Below are 18683 nucleotides of genomic sequence, written 5' to 3'. Positions count from 1 at the left end.
GCAACTGCGGGCGCTTGTCGGCCACCGGCCGGCGCGATGCCGACGGCACCACTTCGCATGGGGTGCGCCCGTCCCCTCCCTAGCCAAGCAGAGCGGGACCCTCCTTTCAGTGAACCACCGTTTTTGTGAACGCATCGCCGGCACTGCACGTGTTAAGGCACCGGCACGTGGTCCAGCTCCAGGCGCACGGAAGGGCCGCCGGCCTCCAGCGGCCCGGCGTAGGCGGCGCTGACCACCCGCGGGGACCCGGCCTCGACCCGCAGCGTGCCCGCGGCCACCGGCGCCCGGTACTCGAAGAACGTTCCGGGGGAGGCCCCTCCGGCGCGCACGATCAAGAAGGGGAACAGCGCCACGGGCCCGGGGCTGGGCAGTGCGTGGTCCGCAAAGGGAAAGCTGACCGACAACGCCCGGCCAGTGGGGAGTTGGGTGGTAAAGCGCACGGCATACACCGTCACCGGGGGCGGGCCGGGAGCTTGGGAGGGGGGCGACTCGACCACCAGGGTGGCCGAGATGGTCGACAGGGCGGAGCGCACGCCGTGCTCGTCCGTGTAGGTGGCCGTGGGGGCCGGCGGTAGGGGCGCGGGGTCGGCGCCCGTGCACGCCGTCAGGGCCAGCAGCACCGCCACGCGGGACAGGGGAGGGTTCATGGCCGAAAGGTACGGGGGCCTACTAGGCAGCAATAAGCCGCACCCTTTTTTTCTATTTGGAGCGTATTCTTGAACTGATTGCTCTTCGGCTTATACCGCGCTCCTGTTACCTTACCGCCGGTTTCAGTTTATTCTCCGCCGGCTCTGTTTCGTGCATGCGCCCAACTCTGCGTCCCAGGGGCCTTATCTACTCACGCTTGCTGCTGTGCTTGACGGGCCTGCTGGTGGGGGCAAGTGCCTGTTCCAAGCCCGAAAAAAAACCGTCCGCAGAACCGGTCCGGCCTGAGAAATTGGACCAAGCGTTCCTGCTGCGGGAGGTGTACTCGGGGCGGTATTGCTTTCGGACCCGCTTCTATTGGCGCGACAGCGCCCGCAACGTGCGCGACATCTGCCAGGTGCGGCGTCAGGTCCGCGAGTCGGTCAACGACGTGCGGGTGGACCTGCACGGATGGCAGGGGGAGGATTGCGACACCAACGAATTTGCGGTGATGCGGCAAGGAGCCCAGGCCTGGTTTGTGCCCTTCTGCGACGAGATGGGGTTGCCCGGCGGGAACCCGGCGGATACCACGTTTGCCACCACCGATTTGGTGGTCACCCGTCCCTTGAACGCCGCGCTCCGCGGCTTGGCTTTGCGCAACCGGCGGGCGTTCTTGACCACCTTCTTGCATGCGGTATGCGCCGCCCCGGGGCAACGCGTGACCCGGGCCAACTACGCAACGCTGCTCGACCCGAAGCTACGGGCCTACCTGCGCCCGCGCCTGAACAACCCCGGTCTCTTTTACTTCCGCGTCGTCCGCCTGGCCAGGTACGATAGCCGCATCAGTCCGGTGTGGGAATTTGACGACACACACGCCGATGGCCTGCGCGTGCAGGTGCTGCGCCCTACGTGGTACGAGTGCATCTCCATGTAAGGCTCCATTGTCTGAACCACCGTGGCTGTTGCAGAACACTGTGGGCAACTCCAAAATGGCATCAGCTGGCTGTTCACCGCGTGTAAAAGCACATTTAACTGCTTTTCCAACTTGCCGTAGCTCGTTAGAATAGCGCTTACAGGTACCGAGCTGAGTTCTGCAACAGCCACCACCCTTTGGCTGAACCGGTATACGGGTTACCGCATTGCTTTTTCAAACAAAGCGAGCCAAACGCTGCGCGGGTCTGCTCGCGGTTGAGCCCGCTGCTCTCCCGGTAACAGGGGGCGCTCATCGTAGGCTAGTTGGTAACGCTCGCAGTCGCGCAGGGAATACCAACGCGTCCGGCCGGGCCCGTAGAAGCCGATGGCATAGACGCCGCCGTCGCTCGGACAATTCGCAGGTGGCGGGGTTTGCTCGGGCTACGGCCCGAGGGGCTGTTGCCGGTAAAAGGAAAAGAGCGTGTCCAGGGCCGCCGACGCGTGGCGGGTGGCCGGCACGTCGTCCCGAAAGGTCTGGGCGAAGCTTTTCCCGTCCGGCAATTGCCATAGCAACGTCGCCGAAATCGAGTACCCGAGCAGGTTGGCTCGTCGAACCAGCACCACGTGGGGCGTCAGGCGGCGGAGCCGGGCCAGCGTGGCGGCCAGCGAGTCTTCCAGCGCGTCCGTCCGGACCACCCCCACGCTACGGGCACCGGGCCGTGCGCGTGGCCGGGCACAGGAGGCGCCGAGGCACCCGAAAGCAAAAAGCCACAGCCCCCAGGTAGTCATTGGGAAAAGACGCATAGGCCCGAAAGGCATGGAATGACAGAAAGCAAATAAACGCTCCTTTGACTGAACGGAGTTGGTTTAAGGCCCCACCCTTTTCCTAAACCAGGTACTTGATGGCTAAGCCCACTAGGGCTGTGAGCGTAAAGAGGCCCAGGGCCAAGCGATTTGCCCGCTGGCGGTACTGCCGTGAGCGGGGACGTTCATCCAAGAAGATGGGGAAAGCAAAGGGGATCATGGCGGGCGAAAGTATCAAAGTGTGATAGAGGCTATATCGCTGGAGCAGGTGGCGCATTACAGCTAATCAGCGCACGGCACGCATGGTGAATGCTCGTTTTGCTATTTCGACCCTTTCGCTGAAGGGGTGAGATGGGGCTAACTTCTTGCATCAGGGCTGTTATCTTCCCCGCTTAGCTCTAACCCGTGAACTCTCTGCTATTCCTTGGCCTGTTGGCCCTCGCGCCCTGGCGGCCTGCGGGGGGCGTCCGTTCCGCGGGGCCGGGCCCGTGCCTTTCCTTGGCCCTGCAACGCCCGGCGGCGGACCCGCACCGGGTCAACTTGGTGGTGCGCGCCGCGTGTCCAGTCGGCTACAAATGCAGCTTGGAACTACGGACTCCCGACGGCGAGTGGGCGCAGGTCTTGGAGAACGTGGAGGCGCGCGTGCAAGCGCCCTACGGGTTCACCACGCCGATTGTGACGGTGAAAGCGCGCCAAAAAGTGCTGGGCCTGGCCTACCCTCGAGCCCTGGGCCCCCGAGACGCCACCGCTGTTTTCCGGGTGAAAGTCCAATACGTCGAGGAAGGCGCCGCAAACCCCGGGTCCACCATTAAAGTCCTATACACCCCGGCGTTTCGGTTTTGAGCACTGGTAGTTTGCTAGAATAACCCTTTTCTTGAACGTAAACTCATCCGCCAATTTTTCCGGGGACATGTTCTATTGCAGAGAAAAATCCCTTCACAAGCAGCATACCGCCTAAAAAGAGGGAGAGATAGAGATAACCTAACGCTTGGTTGCCTCGAACAAAGTTGACAATGCATAGCGCCAGATTGAGTAGCGTGGCGCCCAATAGGGTAAGCGCTATCGTACCGATGGCAGCCCAAGCACCACCTAAGCCAGTCTGGTCATTCGCTTTTAGCCAGAGATAGCCGACTAAGAACAACGCGGCATTAATCAAGAACGGGGTCATGTATTTCCGGAGCGCCTGGGTGTTCATGTTGTTGTCTAACAAAGGGAAAAATAAAGAACTAAGGGCGCCTATGCAGCAGCGCTCTTCTTTTACCAAAGGGGCCTCGTTTACCTTCGGATCGGGGCTGTTGCAGAACTAGCCATTGGTCAGCCCTCGCCGAGCACGAAGAAGCCCCCTGCGGAAACTGGCTTCAAAGAGGGGTATCTGAGCAAGTGCTGGCGCTAAACCGAGGCACGAAGGCCCGGCCAAGGAATGCTGCAGCGGCCACGATCCTTTTGGAGAAGGGCGTCTTCCACCACTAGCAGAAGAGAAGCACGGGTTCAGCCCCCGTACCCAGCGCTACGAACGGCCGCTGGCCTTCTTTTCTACTTGCCGAAGCTGCTTGCGGAGGCGGTACACGTGCCGAAACTCCCGGGGGAGCTGCCGGAGGCGGGCCTTGCTGCGCTCGTCGTTTTCCCAGCGCACGGGCACTTCCTGGATGCGCAGCCCGTCGGCGCGGGCCCGGGCTAGCACTTCCAGGTCAAACGACCAGCCGTCCACGGTGCAGGCGGTAAAGGTTTGCTCGGCGGCGGCGGCCGTGAACGCCTTGAAGCCGCAGTGCGTATCGGCCACGCCGGGCAGCAGCACGCGCTGCACCACCCGGTTGACAAGCCGGCTCCAGACCCGGCGGAACCAGGGCTGGGGCCGCGTGACCCGGGAGGCGGCCAGGTAGCGGGAGCCGATGGCAATGTCGGCCCCCGCCGTCAGCGCCTGCAGCAGCGGGTCCAGCTCGTCGATGGGGGTGGAGCCGTCGGCGTCGGAAAACAAGCGGACGCGGCCCGTGGCCACCAGCATGCCCCGGCGCACCGCGTGGCCTTTGCCCCGGTTGGCCGGGGAGCACAGCACGTGCAGGCCAGGCAGCTCGCCGGCTAGGGCCGTGACCAGCGCCACCGTGTCGTCGGTGGAGCCGTCGTCGACCACGATGATTTCGAAGCTGGCGGGGCGCGCGGCCAGAAACCGGTGGACGCGTTGCAACGTGGGCCCGATGCGTTGCGCTTCGTTAAAGGCCGGGATAATCAGGCTCAGCTCCATCAGGCGTGGGCGCTGTGCTGGCGCCGGAAGCCGTCGAGCCGGCTGCCCAGGTGGGCGTACGCAATGGGGCAGCGGGCCGCACAGGATTTGCCGCAGTCGAACTGGCGCCGGATGTCGGCCACGGAGTACTCGGCCAGGGGCTTGGCCGGCGAGCCGGTTTGTGGCTGGCACAGGTGCACCAGGCCCGCCCCGTCGACCTCGAAGTGCCGGGCCCCGGCCCGGCATTTCCAGGGCTTGCTTTCCCCGCGGGCCAGGGGCAGCTGAAAGTTGTCGTTGAGCAGTTGCGGCAAGCGGCCTTTCATGGCCCGGATGCGCAGGTAGGCCTGCAAGGCCTCCTCGCTCAGGGGCAAGGCCTGCCCGCGGCTGTCGCGCATCAGCGAGCACTGGAACCCGAAGCCGAAGCCGACCACCACCTTGGCCACGTCCTCCATCTCGGCCGGGTTGCCCGACCCCAGCACCCCGTTGACGCGCACCATGAACTTAGCGTGCTGGCGCAGCAGCTCCAGCTTGGGCCGCAGCCGGCGCATGCTTTTCTCGGTTACCTCGTTGTCTTCCAGACTGTCGCAGCTGAGCTGCATGCCGAACAGGCCGGCCTCGTTCAGACTCTTGATGAGCGGGGCCTTGAGCACGTGGCCGTTGGTGTTAATCATCGGCACCATGCCCGCTTCCGCGATGTAGCGAACCAGCTCGGCGATGTGCGGGTGCAGCAGGGGCTCGCCCCCGTTGAGCGTCATAAACACGGCCTTTAGCTTGCGCAGGGCGTCCACCCGCGCTTTGAGCTCTTGCAGCGGGACGGGCTTGGATACCTTGTCGTATTCGTAGCAATAGCCGCAGGCCAGGTTGCAGCGGCGGGTCACCACGATTTGCACCAGCACCGGCCGGTCCCGGTCCAGGGCGGCCTTGGCCAGTTTCCACAAGACCCGGGGGCGGGAAATACGAATCGGATATTCAAAAGCAGGCAAACGCATACGGTACGGGGATTATGAAAAGGAAGAAATGCAGCACCTGGCTGCTAACCGGCTGCGTCAAACCTCCCACACTTTTCGGCCGTCCGAAAGCAGTTTCTGCCGAAGGTGGATTTCGGGGCAGTGAATCGGGATAAGAGCCGCCTGAATTGGCCGGCAGAATGCAGCTTTTCGCCGGGCAAGCTGGTAATATTGCCTAGCTGTTCGGGTGTGGTTCTTGGGCCCACAGCCCGGCGAATAGGGCCGCTTCCTCCGCTTACTTCTTTTCTTCTTGCGACCCTTGCCTTGGTACAACGCGTCGCCTCAACCCGGCCCCATGATTCGAAAAATTGCCTTGGCGGCCCTGGCTGCCACCGCGGCCTTCCACGTGGCGGTGTTCATCCAGTACGGCACCTTGTGGGTGGGCGCGCTGGCCAGCTACAAGGAGCTGGGGCTGCTGTTTGCCTTTCTGCTGCCCACTTTCTTAGCCCATGCGCCCATTGCCCGCCTCTTTGGTGCCGACCGGCTGACCTCTCTGCCCGCTTGGGTCAAAGCCCTGTTGGAGGGGCAGTGTGTGGTGGGCGTCAGCGTGGTGTTTTGGTTGGTGTTCTTCACTTTGCCGCAGCACTACCTGGTGCCCACCGCGGAAATCACGCCCAAAGTCCTGCGCTTGTCGCTGGCCGTGAGTGCGGTGCTGTCCTTGTTCTTCTACTACTTCGTCGAGCGCGAGCACGTCCGCCAAAACTTGCAACAGGAAGTGGTGCGGGTGGCGCAGCTGCAAAAAGAAACCTTCCAGGCTCAGCTCGAAGCCCTGCGCAACCAAGTGGACCCCCACTTCCTCTTCAACAGCCTCAACGTGCTCGGCTCGCTGATTCACCTTGACCCCGACCGGGCCGTGCAGTTTCTCGGCCAGCTGTCGGACGTCTACCGGGCCTTGCTCGACGCTGGCACGCAACCGCTGGTGCCGCTGCGCAGCGAAATGGCGCTGGTGCGCGCCTACGCCCACCTGATGGAAACCCGCTTTGGCGCGGCCCTGCGCGTGGAATGGGACGTGGCCCCGGCGTGGGACGAGGCCCTGGTGCCCCCCACCGCCGTGCAAATGCTGCTGGAAAACGCCATCAAGCACAACGGCTCCACCGTCCGCAAGCCCCTCCGCATCAAAGTGTTTGCCGTCAATGATATGTTGGTGGTCGAGAACAACCGGCAGCCCCGCACCGACGCGGTAGCGTCCACCCGCCTGGGCCTGCAAAATATCCAGCGCCGTTACCACCACCTGACGGACCGCCCCGTGGAAATCGTGCCCACGCCGGATTCCTTCGTCGTCCGCCTCCCGCTCCTGACCGCTCCTGTCGCATGAACGTCCTAGTCATTGAAGACGAGCCCCTGGCCGCCCAGGCGCTGGCCGCCCTGCTCACCCGCCTGCGGCCCGCCACGCGCATTCTCGCGTGCCTGGGCTCAGTGGAAGAAGCCGTGGAATGGCTTGAGGAGCACCCCGCGCCCGATGTGCTCTTTTGCGACATTCACTTGTCGGACGGCAACAGCTTCGACATCTTCCGGCAGGTGGCGGTGGGCGCGCCCGTCATTTTCACCACCGCCTACGACGCGTACGCCATCCAGGCCTTTCAAGTGAACAGCGTGGACTACCTGCTCAAGCCCTTGCAAGCCGCCGAGGTGGACCGGGCCCTGCAGAAGTACGAAACCCTACGCCCGGCCACGCTCCCGGCCGCCGTCGCGAACGTGCAGCGCCTGGTTCATACCACGCCGCGCGCGCGCTTTCTGGTAAAATCCCGTCAGGCCTGGAAAGCCGTGCCGGTGGACGACGTGGCGTACTTCCTGGCCGAAGAGGGCGTGGTGTTCCTCGTCACCCACCCCGGCAAGCGGTTCCTCATCGCCGACACGCTCGACCAACTCGAAGGCCAGTTAGACGCCCAGCGCTTCTTTCGGATCAACCGTCAGTTCATCCTGAGCATCGGCGCGGTGCAAGAAATCCGTCCGTATTTCAAGGGCCGCCTGGTGCTGCAGGTCGCGCCCCCGGTAGCGGGGGAGGCCCTGGTTGTCAGCGCCGGCCGCGCGCCGGCCTTCAAGCACTGGCTCGACCACTAAGCCAACGGTGGCTTTCTGCGATTCGGACCGATTTTCTGAATGCACTAAACTACCTCATCGGCTGGAGAGAAGTTGGGGGCGGGTGCTTTCATTTGCGCAACGCAAGTGCCCCGTGCAGCAGGTGCCGCGCGCTTCTATTTATTACCGGCTTATGTCCCAGCTCCCTGCTCCCCACTTTCATGCCCCGGCCGGCACCGTTGTGGGACGGCACGACGGGGAGGTGATACGTGCCACTGGCATCCGGTACGCCCGCGCGGCGCGGTTTCAACCCCCGGTAGCCGAGCCGGCCGCCGTCGAACCCATCCCGGCCACGTCCCCCGCCCCGGCCTGCCCGCAAGCGCCGGACGCCTTGCTGGGCCAGCTGCTGGGGGATTTGTTCGCGGGCCTGCGCTACGACGAAGACTGCCTGCGGCTTTCCGTCACGCGGCCGGCCGACCGGCGGGCCGACGAACCGCTGCCGGTGCTCGTTTGGGTGCACGGCGGCTCGTACGTGACCGGCGCGGGCGACCTGGCCATTTACGACCCGGCGGCGCTGGTCGCCGAGCAGCGGGTGTTGTTCGTCGCCGTGACCTACCGGCTCGGCTTGTTGGGGTTTCTGGGCAGCGACGCGGGCCCGCCGCCCAACCTGGGGCTGCTTGACCTGCGCGAGGCCCTGCGCTGGGTGCAGCGCAACATTGCCGCGTTCGGCGGCGACCCGGCGCTCGTCACCCTGCTGGGGCACTCTTCCGGCGCGGACGCCATTGCCCACCTAATGGTGGCCGACGGGGCCCGCGGCTTGTTTCGGCGCGTCATGCTGCACAGTGCGCCCCTGGGCCTGGCGCGCCAGCGCGGCGCCATGAACCGGGCCCTGGCCGCGGCCGCGGGGCCGCTGCCCCAGGCGGGAAACGTGGCGGACGTGCTGGCGCGCGAGGGCGTCGTGCACCGCGCCGGGCGCCGCTTTGGCTTGAAGGGCGGCATGCCCTTCGGAACGCAGTACGGGGCGCACCCGCTGCCGGCGGAGGCCGACATGGACCGGGCCTGGGCGGCGGCGGCGCCCCACGTGGACGTGCTCATCGGGGCCACGGCCGAGGAAACCCGCTTCTTTGCCGTCCTCGACCCCAGGTTTAGCCGGGTCCGCCGGGTGCCGTTCCTGGGCGCGGCACTCGAACGCGTGCTGGTGGCCGTCAGCTCCGCGCTGGTGTACCGGCGCGCCGCCAAGGCCTTTGCCCGCCGGCACGCCCGGGCTGGGGGGCGGGTGTACCGCTTTCTGGTGCTGTTCCAACCGGCCGGCGCGGCGTTTGGTGCGGCCCACGCCGTCGATTTGCCGCTGCTGCTGGGCACCGAAGCCAGCTGGTCCGCGACCCCGCTGCTGGGCAACGCGAAGTGGGAAGAAGTCCACCAAGCCGGGCGGCAGGTCCGTCAGCTCTGGGCCGATTTTGCGCGCACGGGTCAGGTGCCCGCACCGGTTACCATTCCCGGCGTCCTGCACGTGCAACGGGTGTCGCCCACAACATCTAAATTTTCCGGGAAGGGCTAGAGCAGCCACGCCGTGGTTCAACGGATGGCCACTCGTTCAGCGCGGTAGTGGACAAACTACTACCCCTGACACCAAACAGAAGGTGATTGTCTTTCCGATCGTTTCGCTGAACTGAGCATTAGCCAGCATCAACCGCCTGCAACTTCCTATTTAATTTGTCGATATTTCAGCAGATTGCCTCGGGCCGTATAGCTGAGTTCAAGACCTTCTTCCTTTGCTTGAACCACCGTTAAAGTGAACAGGAAAAGTTTTACCTCCCGTAATGCGTGCGCTAATCCTCTCTTCCACTCTGCTGCTCAGTCTCCTGGCGGGCCCCGGCTGTGGGCCAGGTGCCCGCAATGACCGCATGGCCGTGCTCCGCCGTTCCCCCGGCGGGCAGCAACTGCGGCTGAGCGGCCTGCGGGTGCTGATGGCCCACGACCCCCTCTCGGCCCTGCAGAGGAAGACCTACCGCGACAGCATCACCTTCCAGCTCCCGGCCACAGCCTCAGGCCTCATTGCTGGCTCTTCCATTCCCCTCGCGCCGGGCTCCTATGCCTACCGCGGGAGCATTCTGCTACAACCCGAAGCCCGGAAAGTCACGGTGCAGTTATTTTACGACAACACCGACGACCAGCGCCGTGACCTGTTGGGGTGGAACGGCGAATACGAGCTGCTCATCACCAACGGTCCATAACCCTCGTTTTGGCAGAATCACCCTTTCGTTGAACTGTGTACTGCGCCCCGGTTGCCTTCGCGGACCGGGCGTAGCTTCGCCGGATGAAAACCCTCCTGTGTTGTTTGTTGTGGGCGTCGGTGCCCGTGTTTGCGCAAACCCCCGCCCCGGCGAAAAGCGCGGAAGCCGAAGCCGTGGTCGATAAAGCCACGGCCGGGATTCTGCCCGTGACGGACAGCGCCCGGGCCGCCCGCAAACGGGGGGCCGTGAAGAGCCCCATGGTTCCCGGCAAAAGCAGCGCCACGCGCACCCGGAAGCTGGAGGCTCGCCAGCGCCGGGCCGCGCGGAAGCCGTAAGCGCGCGCCCAGGGGATGCAGGGGGCTGCGGAAGGGAGGAGGAACGACCGGGTCAGGGCGTGGACGGGAGGTGTTCGGCAACCGCCACGACCGTTTGGGTGACCGCTAGTTGAGCCAAAGCCGCACGATAATCTCAAAGCGGTGGGGGGCAAAGGCGTTGAAGTAGGGCGCGTCGCCCCGAAAGCCGAGCACGTGCACCAAGTCGGTGCCCTCGGCTTTGCCCTCGGTGACGCGCACCGGGTACACCTGCCCGCGCACCGGCCAGTTGCCCACGTGCTTGGCGGGGCGGTTGCCGTCGTCCACGCACACGGCGTAGTCGAGAAAGGGGGCCGTGCGCGTGGCTTCGGCCAGGGTGTGGTTGGTAACTTCCATCGCGTAAACGTACTAAACAAGCAAAAGACACCGGCCGCACGCCCCAGGTTCCGGCAGCCTATTGCCCCGCCGGGGGCGCTGAGTGATGCGACTCGGACCGTTTCGCTGAACAGTCTTTCAAGGCGCTCAGCGGTACGTTTTCTGCTCTGAAGGATTTCCCAATACCTTGTGTGGACACTTACCACGCAAACGTGCACCACATGCAGAACGACAGCGACTGGCTCCGTGCGCAAGTGCGGGGCTGGGCCACCCTCAGCTTGGCCGAACTGCTTTCGAGCCTGGGCACGCCTGTGGCGGGAGACAGCCCGGACCCGAACCTGCACGTGCTCGTGCCCCACAACCCGCGCCTGCACCGGGTGACGGTGTACGCACGCGAAGGGCGCGTGCGCGTCATTGGGCTCCACGGCCCGCCGTTCGCCGTGCCCATGCCCGTGGTGCGGGCTTGGACCCAGGGCTGCTGGCGCACGTTCAACACCTACGATGCCATCTACGACGAGCAGTTCTTTTGCTATCCCGCCCTGCTCGGCTTACCATTTGTGGCCGTGGAAAGCTGGGTGCCCCCAGCCCAGCAGCGGGCCGATGAACAGCAGGTCCTGTTCAGCAAGCTGACCTTTTACTGCGCCATTGAGCCCGGCCACGTGCCCGTTCATTTCCGCGACGGCTGGCACTTTTCCGCCGCCCCCCCCCGCGCCGATCCGCCGCCCCCGGCCTGGAGCCTAGCGGCCCTCAAGCGCCTGTTCCGGATCGGCTAGCGGGTTTTGTCCAACCATTCTAAAGGCTCCTTCAACTGAACGGCGCGCGTTTTCCCTTCGAACCCTTGTTGCCCTCCATTGCCCCGATGAACCGTTGGTGTTTTCTCCCGCTTCTTTGCTCCGTGGCCGCGTGCACCGCGCCGGACCCGTCCTCCCCGGTTCGCGTGTCCGACCACCCCAGCGGAACCAGTCCCCAAGCATCTGCTCCGCGGCACGGGGAGAAGGACCAGGCACCTCAGAAGGCGTTGCTGCAAGGCATATGGACGCTGGGCCACGACGCCAATGCCCTCTTTACGGTTGCTGGCGACCACTTGGTCTACTTGGAGCACGAAGACGACCCCATTCAGTACGACTTGGCCGAGGGCGTGCTGTACCTGCACTATACGGGCGGGCTCACCACGGCCAACCCCTTGCTTCAGCTCACGGCCGACAGCTTGGTTTTCCGAACGGAAGACAGCACAATCCTCCGATTAGGTCGGATGCCATAATGCCCTGCCTTCTATGATTCGGACCCTTTGGCTAAACAGCTTTCCGGTTAACCTGTAACGCCTTGGTTATTGCCGGAGCGCTTCGGAGTAGCCGTTTGCATTCCGTTCTTCATCCCCTCGTTACTTGCCGGATTAGGCAACTCACCCCTTCCTCCATGAACATCGACTGGCTGGTACAGCATCGAACTTCCATCAAGACCTTCTTACGGGAACCGCAGTTTTTCGCCAACCCCTTACAGGAGGTATTAGGAATCGAGTTCCCTATTACGACCATTGAGGAGTGCGAGAACGCCTTTATGAAGGTTCAAAAGTTTGTCAGAACTAAAAAGCATGAAGTTCCCATAAGGGAAGCAATCATGTGCTGCTTTGCGCTAAGCGCGCTGCATTATTTTGTAATCCAGGAACAATATAAATTCGAAATTCAAAGCAGAGTTATTGGAATAGGCAAGATAAATATGCCTTTCATAATCAGTAAGGATATTCGCCACAAACAAAAAAGCTCCGCAATAAGCGCGACTCACAACGCGATGCTTTCACACAGCAAAAGGGACAGTTTCATAAAATTTTATTGGTATATGACTGACATTCCTCCTGTTGAACAGGACTTCACACGCTGATCGGGCCTGGTCCAGGCGAACCGCAGCCGCACGTCGCTTTCGTCTGTGCGGACCGCAAACAGAGCGGGAGGGAGCTTCCTCTTCAATCCGCTCGTTCTGTTTAACCGCGGGAATGAGCACGCCCCGGCATCAGTTGGTTAGAGCATGGGCTAGGCAGGGTAAACACGTCAATAAAGGAGTTTACGAAACTCATCTCAACATGGAGTTTTCTGTACTTAGCTAACTGAACCAGTTTAATGAACTCAATCTGAACCGTAACTCTAATTGCTAGGGCGTGCAAGCTCCTAGAGGCAGCGGTTCACCCAAAGGAGGGTCTAATTGGGCTGCACGCGATAGGAAAGACCCTTGCAGCGTATTTCGCGCCCCAGGCCGTTGAGGGTCACCGTATACTCCCGCGAGAAAGCATCATAGCGGGCGTTGAACTCTATTTCGTAGGTAAAGTCGAACGCCAAGTGCTTGACCCCCGTCAAGGCGAGTTCCAAGCGGGTAATGCTTTCGAACCCTTCAAACACAATGGCCACGGCGCCGAGGGCGTTGGGCCACAGAAGCCGATCCCCCTGCACGCTGGAAGGGGACGTGTAGTGAATGTACTTGACGAACACGTCGTCGCTATCAAAAAGCGCGGTTAACTGTGCTAAATCCGGGGCATCCATTGGGAACAGAGCAGGTAAGTAGTGGATAGACCGAAGGTAGACCCGAGTATACCCAAACGGTCGGAAGGTAAACGCGACCGTTCAAAAAAACGAGCAATTAATAGAGCTTTCAACCGCCTTCCTGTAGCCCACAGTAGGGACTACTACAGAGTGTCAGTTAGCACTTCACACTCGCTGAACACGCCCCCTCCTTTCACGAAGCAGCTCTTCTTCACCACCCCGTTGACCAAAATATCGGCCCGAAGAACGGGTTCGGGGCCGTAGCCGCTCATCTCCACCCGCGCCCGTATTCGGTCGCCTGCTGCGAACTTCCCCAGGGCGAAACGCTCATTGATGGTGGTTTCAGTAGCGGAGATGATGCGCAAAATGGGCCTGTCCTCAACCGGTGCCCCTTTCGTGCCCGCGTAGTCCCGGGTGGAGAGAACGACGGCGGAACCGCCTACCCCGGCCATTTTACTCCCCGTAATCTGTACGTGCACGACGTAGTCTGTGGGTTTGGGATCCTCTTGCTTGGCCCGGCTACAATTGCTGAATAGAGCAGACAGCACAAACAATAGCACAAGGCGTGAGAGTAGAGAGTGTTTATTCATACGGGCAAGATATTGCTAAATAGATTATTGTAGCACCCCGCTCCCCCTTTCAGAAGGCTCTTGTATTGGCCTGCGTAATCGCGCTTGCCTTTGCCGCCTGCCACGACAGCGACCCGTTGTCCGTCTTTCTACCCCCTCCACTGCCAGATTATGCGCTTCGTTCACTTTCGCCGGATTTTGGTAGTCGCCTTCCTTTTAACTATCCTGCTAGTGGAGCAGTCCCAGGCTCAAACCACAACTACCGCCGTTAACCCGACTGGTGTTCCGTCGCCTCAAATGGTACGGGTGACAGTGAGCTGGGGGCGAATTTGCTGGGTACAACCTTTCTGCAAACCACCTTCGATACCGGCGGTCGGGGCTTGGTCAACTTGAGCGAAGCGGAGGTGAATAAGAAGTACGCGAAGCTGCCCATGCGTACTTCTCCAGCTTCGATTATCAACTTTGTTGTGCAAAATGGCTACCGGGTTGTGGGCTTTTCTACTACGCAGGCTGGGGCCGGACCAGATGCCAGCCGCGTCAGTGTTACCAATGGGTACGTTTGCCTTTGCGAGCAAGTACACTAGCACCCCTACGAAATGAAGTTCAGGAAAACGGTGGTACAAGCTATGGAGGTATTGGTTATCCGCTTTTGATCATGCACCAGATCAGGCCGGCTTCTGGGCCAAGGCGAAGACGCTCATGCCCAGCGGCAGGTTGAAATGGCGAAGCAGGCGGTTTTTAGCCTTTACCCACTGCAGCAGCAGCTTGTTGGCGGGGCCGGCAAAATGGCGCAGGTCACCGGTAGCCCCGGGCTTCTTTTCCGACGATACCGGGCCCGAAATAAGCCGGCGCCCCAGCCGCAAAGCCGACGTAGGGAAAAACATGAGTGCATTCCAAAACGAGCTGCGCTGCACCTTCACCCCAGCGCTCTCCATTGCACTCACCAGCCTCTGGCGCGAATACCGCCGGAAGTGGTGGTTCACCACATCATGCTCGCTCCAGAGGTAGGCATGGGCGGGCACGAATATCAGCAGCTTGCCCCCGGACTTCAGCACCCTGGTCCACTCGCTCAGGGCGCGGCCTTCGTTTTCAATGTGCTCCAGTACATCAGAGGCTATAACCAGGTCGAAGCGCGCATCCGGGAAAGTCAGGCTGGCCCCGTCCATCACCGATACATTGGGAACACCGCGTGCCTGGGCCAGCTCAATGGCGGATTCGCTGACGTCGATGCCGGTAAGGTCGGTGTAGCCGGCCCCCCGCAGCCGCTGCATCAGCGGGCCGCCCGAGCACCCTATTTCCAAGATGGCCGTCGTCTTGGGCAGCTGCAGGCCGGCGATAAGGTCGTACACGGCATCGCGGCGGCTAGCAAACCACCAGTGTTGTTCTTCGAGTTGATGGTACTTGGCTTCGTAATTCAGATCCATGGCAAGCAAAAATTACGGAATGAACGCCCGTTAAAAGTAACGAGCCTAATTCTTAATCAGTTTAGGCCAAGCCGATTGGTTACTGCGTTGGCGGTTTTTCCTTCGTTGTTTGACACGCCTTCCGCTCGGAAGAAGCTTTCCCTTGGCTTCCTCACTAAGCATTCCCTCAACCCCACACCCCTTGCGCCCATGCGCAACGCGGCCACGACCCTGACGCTGCTCCTGCTGCTCTGCTGGAGTGAAAAGCGGGCGCTCAGCGCCCCCTTCTCTTCCCCCAGGAACCCCCGTGCCCCGATCACCGAACACTACGCGGAAGTCAACGGCGTGCGGCTCCATTACGCGCAGGCCGGCCGCGGCAAGAAAATCCTGCTGTTCGTGCACGGGTTCCCGGAGTTCTGGTACACGTACCGGGCGCAGCTCGAAGAATTCAACCAAAGCGGCGAATACACCGTCGTGGCGCCCGATTTGCGGGGCTACAACCTGTCCGCCAAACCCGCCGACCTGCCAAGCCAAGGTCGTGGTGAAGGACCTGCGCCAGCTCGCCGAACATCTGGGGCGCTGGCAGTTCACGTTGGTGGCCCACGACTGGGGCGGGGGCATCGCGTGGTGGTTTGCCATCGTGCACCCCGAGTACCTGACCAACCTCGTCATCCTCAACGCGTCCCACCCGGCGATTTTTCAGCGCGAGTTGGCCCACAACCCGCAGCAACAAGCGGCCAGCGCCTACATGGACCGGCTCGTCAACCCCCAAGCCGAACAAGCCCTGGCCGCGGATAAGTATCAGGTGCTCGCCGACGTGGTGTTCGGACCCGGCCGGCTGGCCATCCCTTACACCGACGCCGAGCAGCACCCCTACCGGACGGCGTGGGCGCAGCCGGGTGCGCTGACGGGTGCGCTGAATTATTACCGCGCGTTTCATTCCTTGGGCTATGGGCTGCCCACGACCACCTACCAGGTGAAGGCACCGACGCTGGTCATCTGGGGGGAACAAGACCCGTACGTGCTGCCCTCGAACCTGACCGGCTTGGAACAATACGTCCCGGAGTTGACCATCCAACGCATTGCCAACGGAACGCATTGGGTGCTGCACGAACAACCGGCACGGGTGAATAAATACATTCACGACTTTATTCGCTAGGGCCACCCGCCTTGGCGCACTTAGCTAGTTTACAAAAACGGTCGTGGCAGTTGCAGAACTCAGAAAATGGCTCAAAATCGGCCTGCGTCAGTCCCAGTGAGGGTGCAAAAGGCCTATTTCAGCGTATTGCAGGCCGGCCTCCATCCCTTGATGGCCTACCTGTCGCGTCAAATCGGACTTCTGCAACAGCCACGGTCCGAATAGAAACATGAGGCCTTTCTGGAAATAGAGGCGAGCAGCCGAGGCACTAAGTTTGCACGGTTGCGAATGGCGGACGGCCAACGTGAAACAACACCCTCGTTTAGGCTTCACCTTGTTTACCCTTCCATGCCCACGAAAACCTCACCACCCCCCAGCCGCCTGCAGGCGCTGGTCACACGACTGACGAATTGGCCTGCGGTGGCGCTGATTCCGGCGGCGGTCGTGTTCAACCTGGCGGTGGCGGTGGTCTTCGTTTACTTGCTGACCACGCTGTTCCAGGCGCAAGGCATTACAGCTGCGCCCAGCTTTGGGAGTTTCGACCGCGACCAGCTGCCCCTGCTCACGCGGGTGCTGACCTACGGGCTCGTCGGACCGTTTCTTGAAACGCTGGTGCAGCAGCACCTGGTGGTGAAGCTGTTGGGGCCGCGCCTGCGTCTGGGGGCCACGGTGCTGGTGTCGATGCTGGTGTTTGGCCTGTTTCATTGGCAGAGCCTGGCCTACATGACCTATGGCTTCCTGCACGGCTTTGCCTACGTCGTGCTGTACGTGGTGTGCCAGCGCCAGCGCGTCTGGAGCCCGCTGCTCCACGTCACCCTGGCCCACGCCCTGTTTAATTTGCTTGTGTTGTAACAGCCCGCACAACTGACACGGCATCTAGGGTGTGCGAACCGTGAAGACTTCCACCGGTAGCCAGGAACTTCATTCCCCGACTGCGCTTGGAATAAGGTTCCTAGCTAACGGTCCACCCCACTTACTAACGGTTCAGCCAAACGGTCGGAAAAGCGAAAGGAACAGCGGCGCGCTTAAAAAAAAACCACCCGCTGGGCGTCCCCGGCGCACGGCGTCCGGCCGGGACGCGTTTGCGTAGGTAAGCGGCGGCGGCCCTGCCGCCGCCTTGTCCTCCTTGTTGCTGCCTTCCATGATCCGTTCCCTGAACAATAGCCTGGTCGCCTTTTTCCTGCTGCTGGCGTCTTGTGCCGAGCCGCCCGCCGAGGCCCAGCACACGCCTACCCCGCCCGGGATGCGGTCCACGGCCGGGGCCGCGCCCGCCGACATGGCGGGGCTCGCCACGGCCACGTTCGCCGGGGGCTGCTTTTGGTGCATCGAGGAAGTGTTCGAGGAAGTGACAGGCGTGCGCGCCGTCGTCTCGGGCTACAGCGGGGGCCCCGAGGCGAACCCCATCTACGAACAGGTGGGCCGGGGCGAAACCGGCCACGCCGAGGCCATCGAGGTGTACTACGACCCCATGGAAGTGCGCTTCGCCACGCTGGTGGACGTGTTTTTTCGGGCCGCCCACGACCCGACGACCCTCAACCGCCAAGGACCCGACGCCGGGGCGCAATACCGCTCCGTGGCGTTCTACCGCACGGCGCAGGAGAAACAAACCATCGAAGCGGCCATCGTCCGCGTGAATGCCAGCCGGCAGTATGCCCGCCCCGTCGTCACGCAGGTGGTGCCCTTCGAGCAGTTCTGGCCCGCCGAGGGCTACCACCAAGGCTACTATCGGCTCCACCCGGAGTCGGAGTACGTGCAGCGCGTGTCGACCCCCAAAGTGGAGGCCTTTCGCCGCAAATTCCCGGAACTGCTGAAAAGTCCACTGTAAGGAGCGTTTAATAATAGCGCTACTATGCTTGCAGAAATTCAGCCTGTTGTTCTAACGCACAACCTTTGAATTTTGCGACTGCTTCTGTGACGACTCCCGCATCCATAAACTTTTTCAACACGGTGGCAACGCCTGTACAAACGAAGGAAACATACTGGTTGTAAAACGTTTCGGTGTCCTCAGCGATGGCAAATGGGATGGACAGCACGTAGTCTACGACCTGATGTTTTTTGCTAATGGAGGGGCCCTTGATTTCTACCTGGGAAGTGCCCGATTTCGCAGAGAGGATAATGCCCAACGTAAAGTCCAGGCCATACTTGGCCTGAAATACCGCATGGTGCTGCGGCTCTAGTTGCGCCAACTGCTCTCTGAGTAACCGCATGAAAAGGTAAGAGATGGGGAAGTTGACTCCTGCTTCGGGGTAAACACTCGACACATTGATACTAGTCATCATTAAAGCTACTTACGTTCACGAAAAGGGTCGGAATGGCGGAGTGTCGCCAGGCAGCGAGGCGTAGGCAAACCTTCCGGCATCGGGCAAGCCCATCGGGTGGATGCTCTGCGAAGGCTCCACTGGTGGCGGGCGGCCGCTACCAGCTGTCGCGGCGCAGCCGCAGCCGTTCGGGTTGCTGCACCCGCACAAAGTCGCTGGTGGCCTCCACCAGGCCGTCCTGCCGCAGCTCCCGCAGCGCGCGGCCCAGCGTTTCGGGCGA

24 protein-coding genes are annotated in these 18683 nt (G+C 62.0%); 14 read left to right on the top strand and 10 right to left on the bottom strand.

Features of this window, described 5'->3' with window-relative positions; genetic code table 11:
- Positions 1 to 152: 152 nt before the first annotated feature.
- Positions 153 to 647 (bottom strand): hypothetical protein, encoded by a 495-nt coding sequence (locus BMZ66_RS24850; protein ID WP_092679089.1) that lies wholly within the window; start codon positions 645 to 647, stop codon positions 153 to 155.
- A 290-nt stretch (positions 648 to 937) separates the two neighbouring features.
- Between BMZ66_RS24850 and BMZ66_RS24845 the strand changes: the two genes are divergently transcribed.
- Positions 938 to 1558: a hypothetical protein gene (locus tag BMZ66_RS24845; RefSeq protein ID WP_143080462.1), complete on the top strand. Its 621-nt coding sequence runs from the start codon at positions 938 to 940 to the stop codon at positions 1556 to 1558.
- 419 nt (positions 1559 to 1977) lie between these two features.
- On the opposite strand, the gene BMZ66_RS24840 is transcribed toward BMZ66_RS24845, so the two are convergent.
- The gene (locus BMZ66_RS24840; RefSeq protein ID WP_143080461.1) at positions 1978 to 2340 is read right to left on the bottom strand and encodes a hypothetical protein; all 363 of its coding nucleotides are present in this window, start codon (positions 2338 to 2340) and stop codon (positions 1978 to 1980) included.
- A gap of 405 nt (positions 2341 to 2745) precedes the next feature.
- Between BMZ66_RS24840 and BMZ66_RS24835 the strand changes: the two genes are divergently transcribed.
- The gene (locus BMZ66_RS24835; protein ID WP_143080460.1) at positions 2746 to 3183 is read left to right on the top strand and encodes a hypothetical protein; all 438 of its coding nucleotides are present in this window, start codon (positions 2746 to 2748) and stop codon (positions 3181 to 3183) included.
- A 43-nt stretch (positions 3184 to 3226) separates the two neighbouring features.
- Here BMZ66_RS24835 and BMZ66_RS24830 read toward each other — a convergent pair whose 3' ends face one another.
- The 3 genes from BMZ66_RS24830 to BMZ66_RS24820 form a co-directional block, all read right to left on the bottom strand.
- Positions 3227 to 3550 (bottom strand): hypothetical protein, encoded by a 324-nt coding sequence (locus BMZ66_RS24830; RefSeq protein WP_092679085.1) that lies wholly within the window; start codon positions 3548 to 3550, stop codon positions 3227 to 3229.
- Between the two features lie 297 nt (positions 3551 to 3847).
- A complete protein-coding gene (locus BMZ66_RS24825) occupies positions 3848 to 4579 on the bottom strand; it encodes a dolichyl-phosphate beta-glucosyltransferase (protein ID WP_177204921.1) in 732 nt (243 codons plus the stop codon).
- Positions 4579 to 5547: a radical SAM protein gene (locus BMZ66_RS24820; RefSeq protein ID WP_092679083.1), complete on the bottom strand. Its 969-nt coding sequence runs from the start codon at positions 5545 to 5547 to the stop codon at positions 4579 to 4581. The genes BMZ66_RS24825 and BMZ66_RS24820 overlap by 1 nt, the downstream gene beginning before the upstream one ends.
- A gap of 313 nt (positions 5548 to 5860) precedes the next feature.
- Here BMZ66_RS24820 and BMZ66_RS24815 point away from each other — a divergent pair, with 313 nt between their 5' ends.
- From BMZ66_RS24815 to BMZ66_RS24795, 5 genes are all read left to right on the top strand, one after another.
- On the top strand, positions 5861 to 6880 hold the full coding sequence (locus BMZ66_RS24815; RefSeq protein ID WP_092679082.1) for a sensor histidine kinase: 1020 nt from the start codon (positions 5861 to 5863) through the stop codon (positions 6878 to 6880).
- Positions 6877 to 7626 (top strand): LytR/AlgR family response regulator transcription factor, encoded by a 750-nt coding sequence (locus BMZ66_RS24810; protein WP_092679081.1) that lies wholly within the window; start codon positions 6877 to 6879, stop codon positions 7624 to 7626. The genes BMZ66_RS24815 and BMZ66_RS24810 overlap by 4 nt, the downstream gene beginning before the upstream one ends.
- A 151-nt stretch (positions 7627 to 7777) precedes the next feature.
- Complete coding sequence (locus BMZ66_RS24805) at positions 7778 to 9142, top strand: carboxylesterase family protein (protein ID WP_092679080.1); 1365 nt, start codon at positions 7778 to 7780, stop codon at positions 9140 to 9142.
- Between the two features lie 262 nt (positions 9143 to 9404).
- Positions 9405 to 9818 (top strand): hypothetical protein, encoded by a 414-nt coding sequence (locus BMZ66_RS24800; protein ID WP_092679079.1) that lies wholly within the window; start codon positions 9405 to 9407, stop codon positions 9816 to 9818.
- 83 nt (positions 9819 to 9901) lie between these two features.
- Positions 9902 to 10153: a hypothetical protein gene (locus BMZ66_RS24795; RefSeq protein ID WP_143080459.1), complete on the top strand. Its 252-nt coding sequence runs from the start codon at positions 9902 to 9904 to the stop codon at positions 10151 to 10153.
- A gap of 105 nt (positions 10154 to 10258) precedes the next feature.
- On the opposite strand, the gene BMZ66_RS24790 is transcribed toward BMZ66_RS24795, so the two are convergent.
- Complete coding sequence (locus BMZ66_RS24790; RefSeq protein ID WP_092679077.1) at positions 10259 to 10525, bottom strand: hypothetical protein; 267 nt, start codon at positions 10523 to 10525, stop codon at positions 10259 to 10261.
- 170 nt (positions 10526 to 10695) lie between these two features.
- Between BMZ66_RS24790 and BMZ66_RS24785 the strand changes: the two genes are divergently transcribed.
- The 3 genes from BMZ66_RS24785 (at position 10696) to BMZ66_RS24775 (ending at position 12382) form a co-directional block, all read left to right on the top strand.
- Positions 10696 to 11277 (top strand): hypothetical protein, encoded by a 582-nt coding sequence (locus BMZ66_RS24785; protein WP_092679076.1) that lies wholly within the window; start codon positions 10696 to 10698, stop codon positions 11275 to 11277.
- Between the two features lie 122 nt (positions 11278 to 11399).
- Positions 11400 to 11765, top strand: a complete 366-nt coding sequence (locus BMZ66_RS24780) for a hypothetical protein (protein WP_092679075.1) — start codon at positions 11400 to 11402, stop codon at positions 11763 to 11765.
- Positions 11766 to 11920: 155 nt separating this feature from the next.
- The gene (locus BMZ66_RS24775) at positions 11921 to 12382 is read left to right on the top strand and encodes a hypothetical protein (RefSeq protein WP_092679074.1); all 462 of its coding nucleotides are present in this window, start codon (positions 11921 to 11923) and stop codon (positions 12380 to 12382) included.
- Positions 12383 to 12696: 314 nt separating this feature from the next.
- Here the strand turns inward: BMZ66_RS24775 and BMZ66_RS24770 are convergent, their stop codons facing one another.
- Both BMZ66_RS24770 and BMZ66_RS24765 read right to left on the bottom strand, forming a co-directional pair.
- Positions 12697 to 13035, bottom strand: a complete 339-nt coding sequence (locus BMZ66_RS24770; RefSeq protein ID WP_092679073.1) for a hypothetical protein — start codon at positions 13033 to 13035, stop codon at positions 12697 to 12699.
- A 143-nt stretch (positions 13036 to 13178) separates the two neighbouring features.
- Positions 13179 to 13514 carry a hypothetical protein gene (locus BMZ66_RS24765; protein WP_143080458.1) on the bottom strand — a complete coding sequence of 112 codons (336 nt, stop codon included), beginning with the start codon at positions 13512 to 13514 and terminating at the stop codon, positions 13179 to 13181.
- A 419-nt stretch (positions 13515 to 13933) separates the two neighbouring features.
- On the opposite strand from BMZ66_RS24765, the gene BMZ66_RS25760 reads away from it, so the two are divergent.
- The gene (locus tag BMZ66_RS25760; RefSeq protein WP_177204920.1) at positions 13934 to 14188 is read left to right on the top strand and encodes a hypothetical protein; all 255 of its coding nucleotides are present in this window, start codon (positions 13934 to 13936) and stop codon (positions 14186 to 14188) included.
- Between the two features lie 81 nt (positions 14189 to 14269).
- On the opposite strand, the gene BMZ66_RS24755 is transcribed toward BMZ66_RS25760, so the two are convergent.
- Positions 14270 to 15028, bottom strand: coding sequence for a class I SAM-dependent methyltransferase (locus BMZ66_RS24755; RefSeq protein ID WP_092679070.1), 759 nt, complete (start codon positions 15026 to 15028; stop codon positions 14270 to 14272).
- A 238-nt stretch (positions 15029 to 15266) separates the two neighbouring features.
- On the opposite strand from BMZ66_RS24755, the gene BMZ66_RS24750 reads away from it, so the two are divergent.
- From BMZ66_RS24750 to msrA, 3 genes are all read left to right on the top strand, one after another.
- Positions 15267 to 16166, top strand: a complete 900-nt coding sequence (locus BMZ66_RS24750; RefSeq protein ID WP_369407614.1) for an alpha/beta fold hydrolase — start codon at positions 15267 to 15269, stop codon at positions 16164 to 16166.
- A 327-nt stretch (positions 16167 to 16493) separates the two neighbouring features.
- On the top strand, positions 16494 to 16997 hold the full coding sequence (locus BMZ66_RS24740; RefSeq protein WP_177204919.1) for a CPBP family intramembrane glutamic endopeptidase: 504 nt from the start codon (positions 16494 to 16496) through the stop codon (positions 16995 to 16997).
- 289 nt (positions 16998 to 17286) lie between these two features.
- Positions 17287 to 17970 (top strand): peptide-methionine (S)-S-oxide reductase MsrA, encoded by a 684-nt coding sequence (msrA, locus tag BMZ66_RS24735; RefSeq protein WP_092679067.1) that lies wholly within the window; start codon positions 17287 to 17289, stop codon positions 17968 to 17970.
- 22 nt (positions 17971 to 17992) lie between these two features.
- On the opposite strand, the gene BMZ66_RS24730 is transcribed toward msrA, so the two are convergent.
- Positions 17993 to 18352 (bottom strand): hypothetical protein, encoded by a 360-nt coding sequence (locus tag BMZ66_RS24730; protein ID WP_143080457.1) that lies wholly within the window; start codon positions 18350 to 18352, stop codon positions 17993 to 17995.
- Positions 18353 to 18683 lie beyond the last annotated feature (331 nt).

Source organism: Hymenobacter arizonensis, from assembly GCF_900115775.1.
In the GTDB taxonomy this organism is placed as follows: Bacteria; Bacteroidota; Bacteroidia; order Cytophagales; family Hymenobacteraceae; genus Hymenobacter; species Hymenobacter arizonensis.
The sequence above is the reverse complement of the archived record's forward strand: the minus strand, read 5'-3'. Positions and strand labels throughout refer to the sequence as shown.

Bases quoted from the DNA above. Each gene is read 5' to 3' on its own strand.
- BMZ66_RS24850 (WP_092679089.1), bottom strand. From the start codon at position 647: ATGAACCCTCCCCTGTCCCGCGTGGCGGTGCTGCTGGCCCTGACGGCG.
- BMZ66_RS24840 (WP_143080461.1), bottom strand. From the start codon at position 2,340: ATGCGTCTTTTCCCAATGACTACCTGGGGGCTGTGGCTTTTTGCTTTC.
- BMZ66_RS24825 (WP_177204921.1), bottom strand. From the start codon at position 4,579: ATGGAGCTGAGCCTGATTATCCCGGCCTTTAACGAAGCGCAACGCATC.
- BMZ66_RS24820 (WP_092679083.1), bottom strand. From the start codon at position 5,547: ATGCGTTTGCCTGCTTTTGAATATCCGATTCGTATTTCCCGCCCCCGG.
- BMZ66_RS24815 (WP_092679082.1), top strand. From the start codon at position 5,861: ATGATTCGAAAAATTGCCTTGGCGGCCCTGGCTGCCACCGCGGCCTTC.
- BMZ66_RS24810 (WP_092679081.1), top strand. From the start codon at position 6,877: ATGAACGTCCTAGTCATTGAAGACGAGCCCCTGGCCGCCCAGGCGCTG.
- BMZ66_RS24805 (WP_092679080.1), top strand. From the start codon at position 7,778: ATGTCCCAGCTCCCTGCTCCCCACTTTCATGCCCCGGCCGGCACCGTT.
- BMZ66_RS24800 (WP_092679079.1), top strand. From the start codon at position 9,405: ATGCGTGCGCTAATCCTCTCTTCCACTCTGCTGCTCAGTCTCCTGGCG.
- BMZ66_RS24795 (WP_143080459.1), top strand. From the start codon at position 9,902: ATGAAAACCCTCCTGTGTTGTTTGTTGTGGGCGTCGGTGCCCGTGTTT.
- BMZ66_RS24790 (WP_092679077.1), bottom strand. From the start codon at position 10,525: ATGGAAGTTACCAACCACACCCTGGCCGAAGCCACGCGCACGGCCCCC.
- BMZ66_RS24775 (WP_092679074.1), top strand. From the start codon at position 11,921: ATGAACATCGACTGGCTGGTACAGCATCGAACTTCCATCAAGACCTTC.
- BMZ66_RS24770 (WP_092679073.1), bottom strand. From the start codon at position 13,035: ATGGATGCCCCGGATTTAGCACAGTTAACCGCGCTTTTTGATAGCGAC.
- BMZ66_RS24755 (WP_092679070.1), bottom strand. From the start codon at position 15,028: ATGGATCTGAATTACGAAGCCAAGTACCATCAACTCGAAGAACAACAC.
- BMZ66_RS24740 (WP_177204919.1), top strand. From the start codon at position 16,494: ATGCCCACGAAAACCTCACCACCCCCCAGCCGCCTGCAGGCGCTGGTC.
- msrA (WP_092679067.1), top strand. From the start codon at position 17,287: ATGATCCGTTCCCTGAACAATAGCCTGGTCGCCTTTTTCCTGCTGCTG.
- BMZ66_RS24730 (WP_143080457.1), bottom strand. From the start codon at position 18,352: ATGCGGTTACTCAGAGAGCAGTTGGCGCAACTAGAGCCGCAGCACCAT.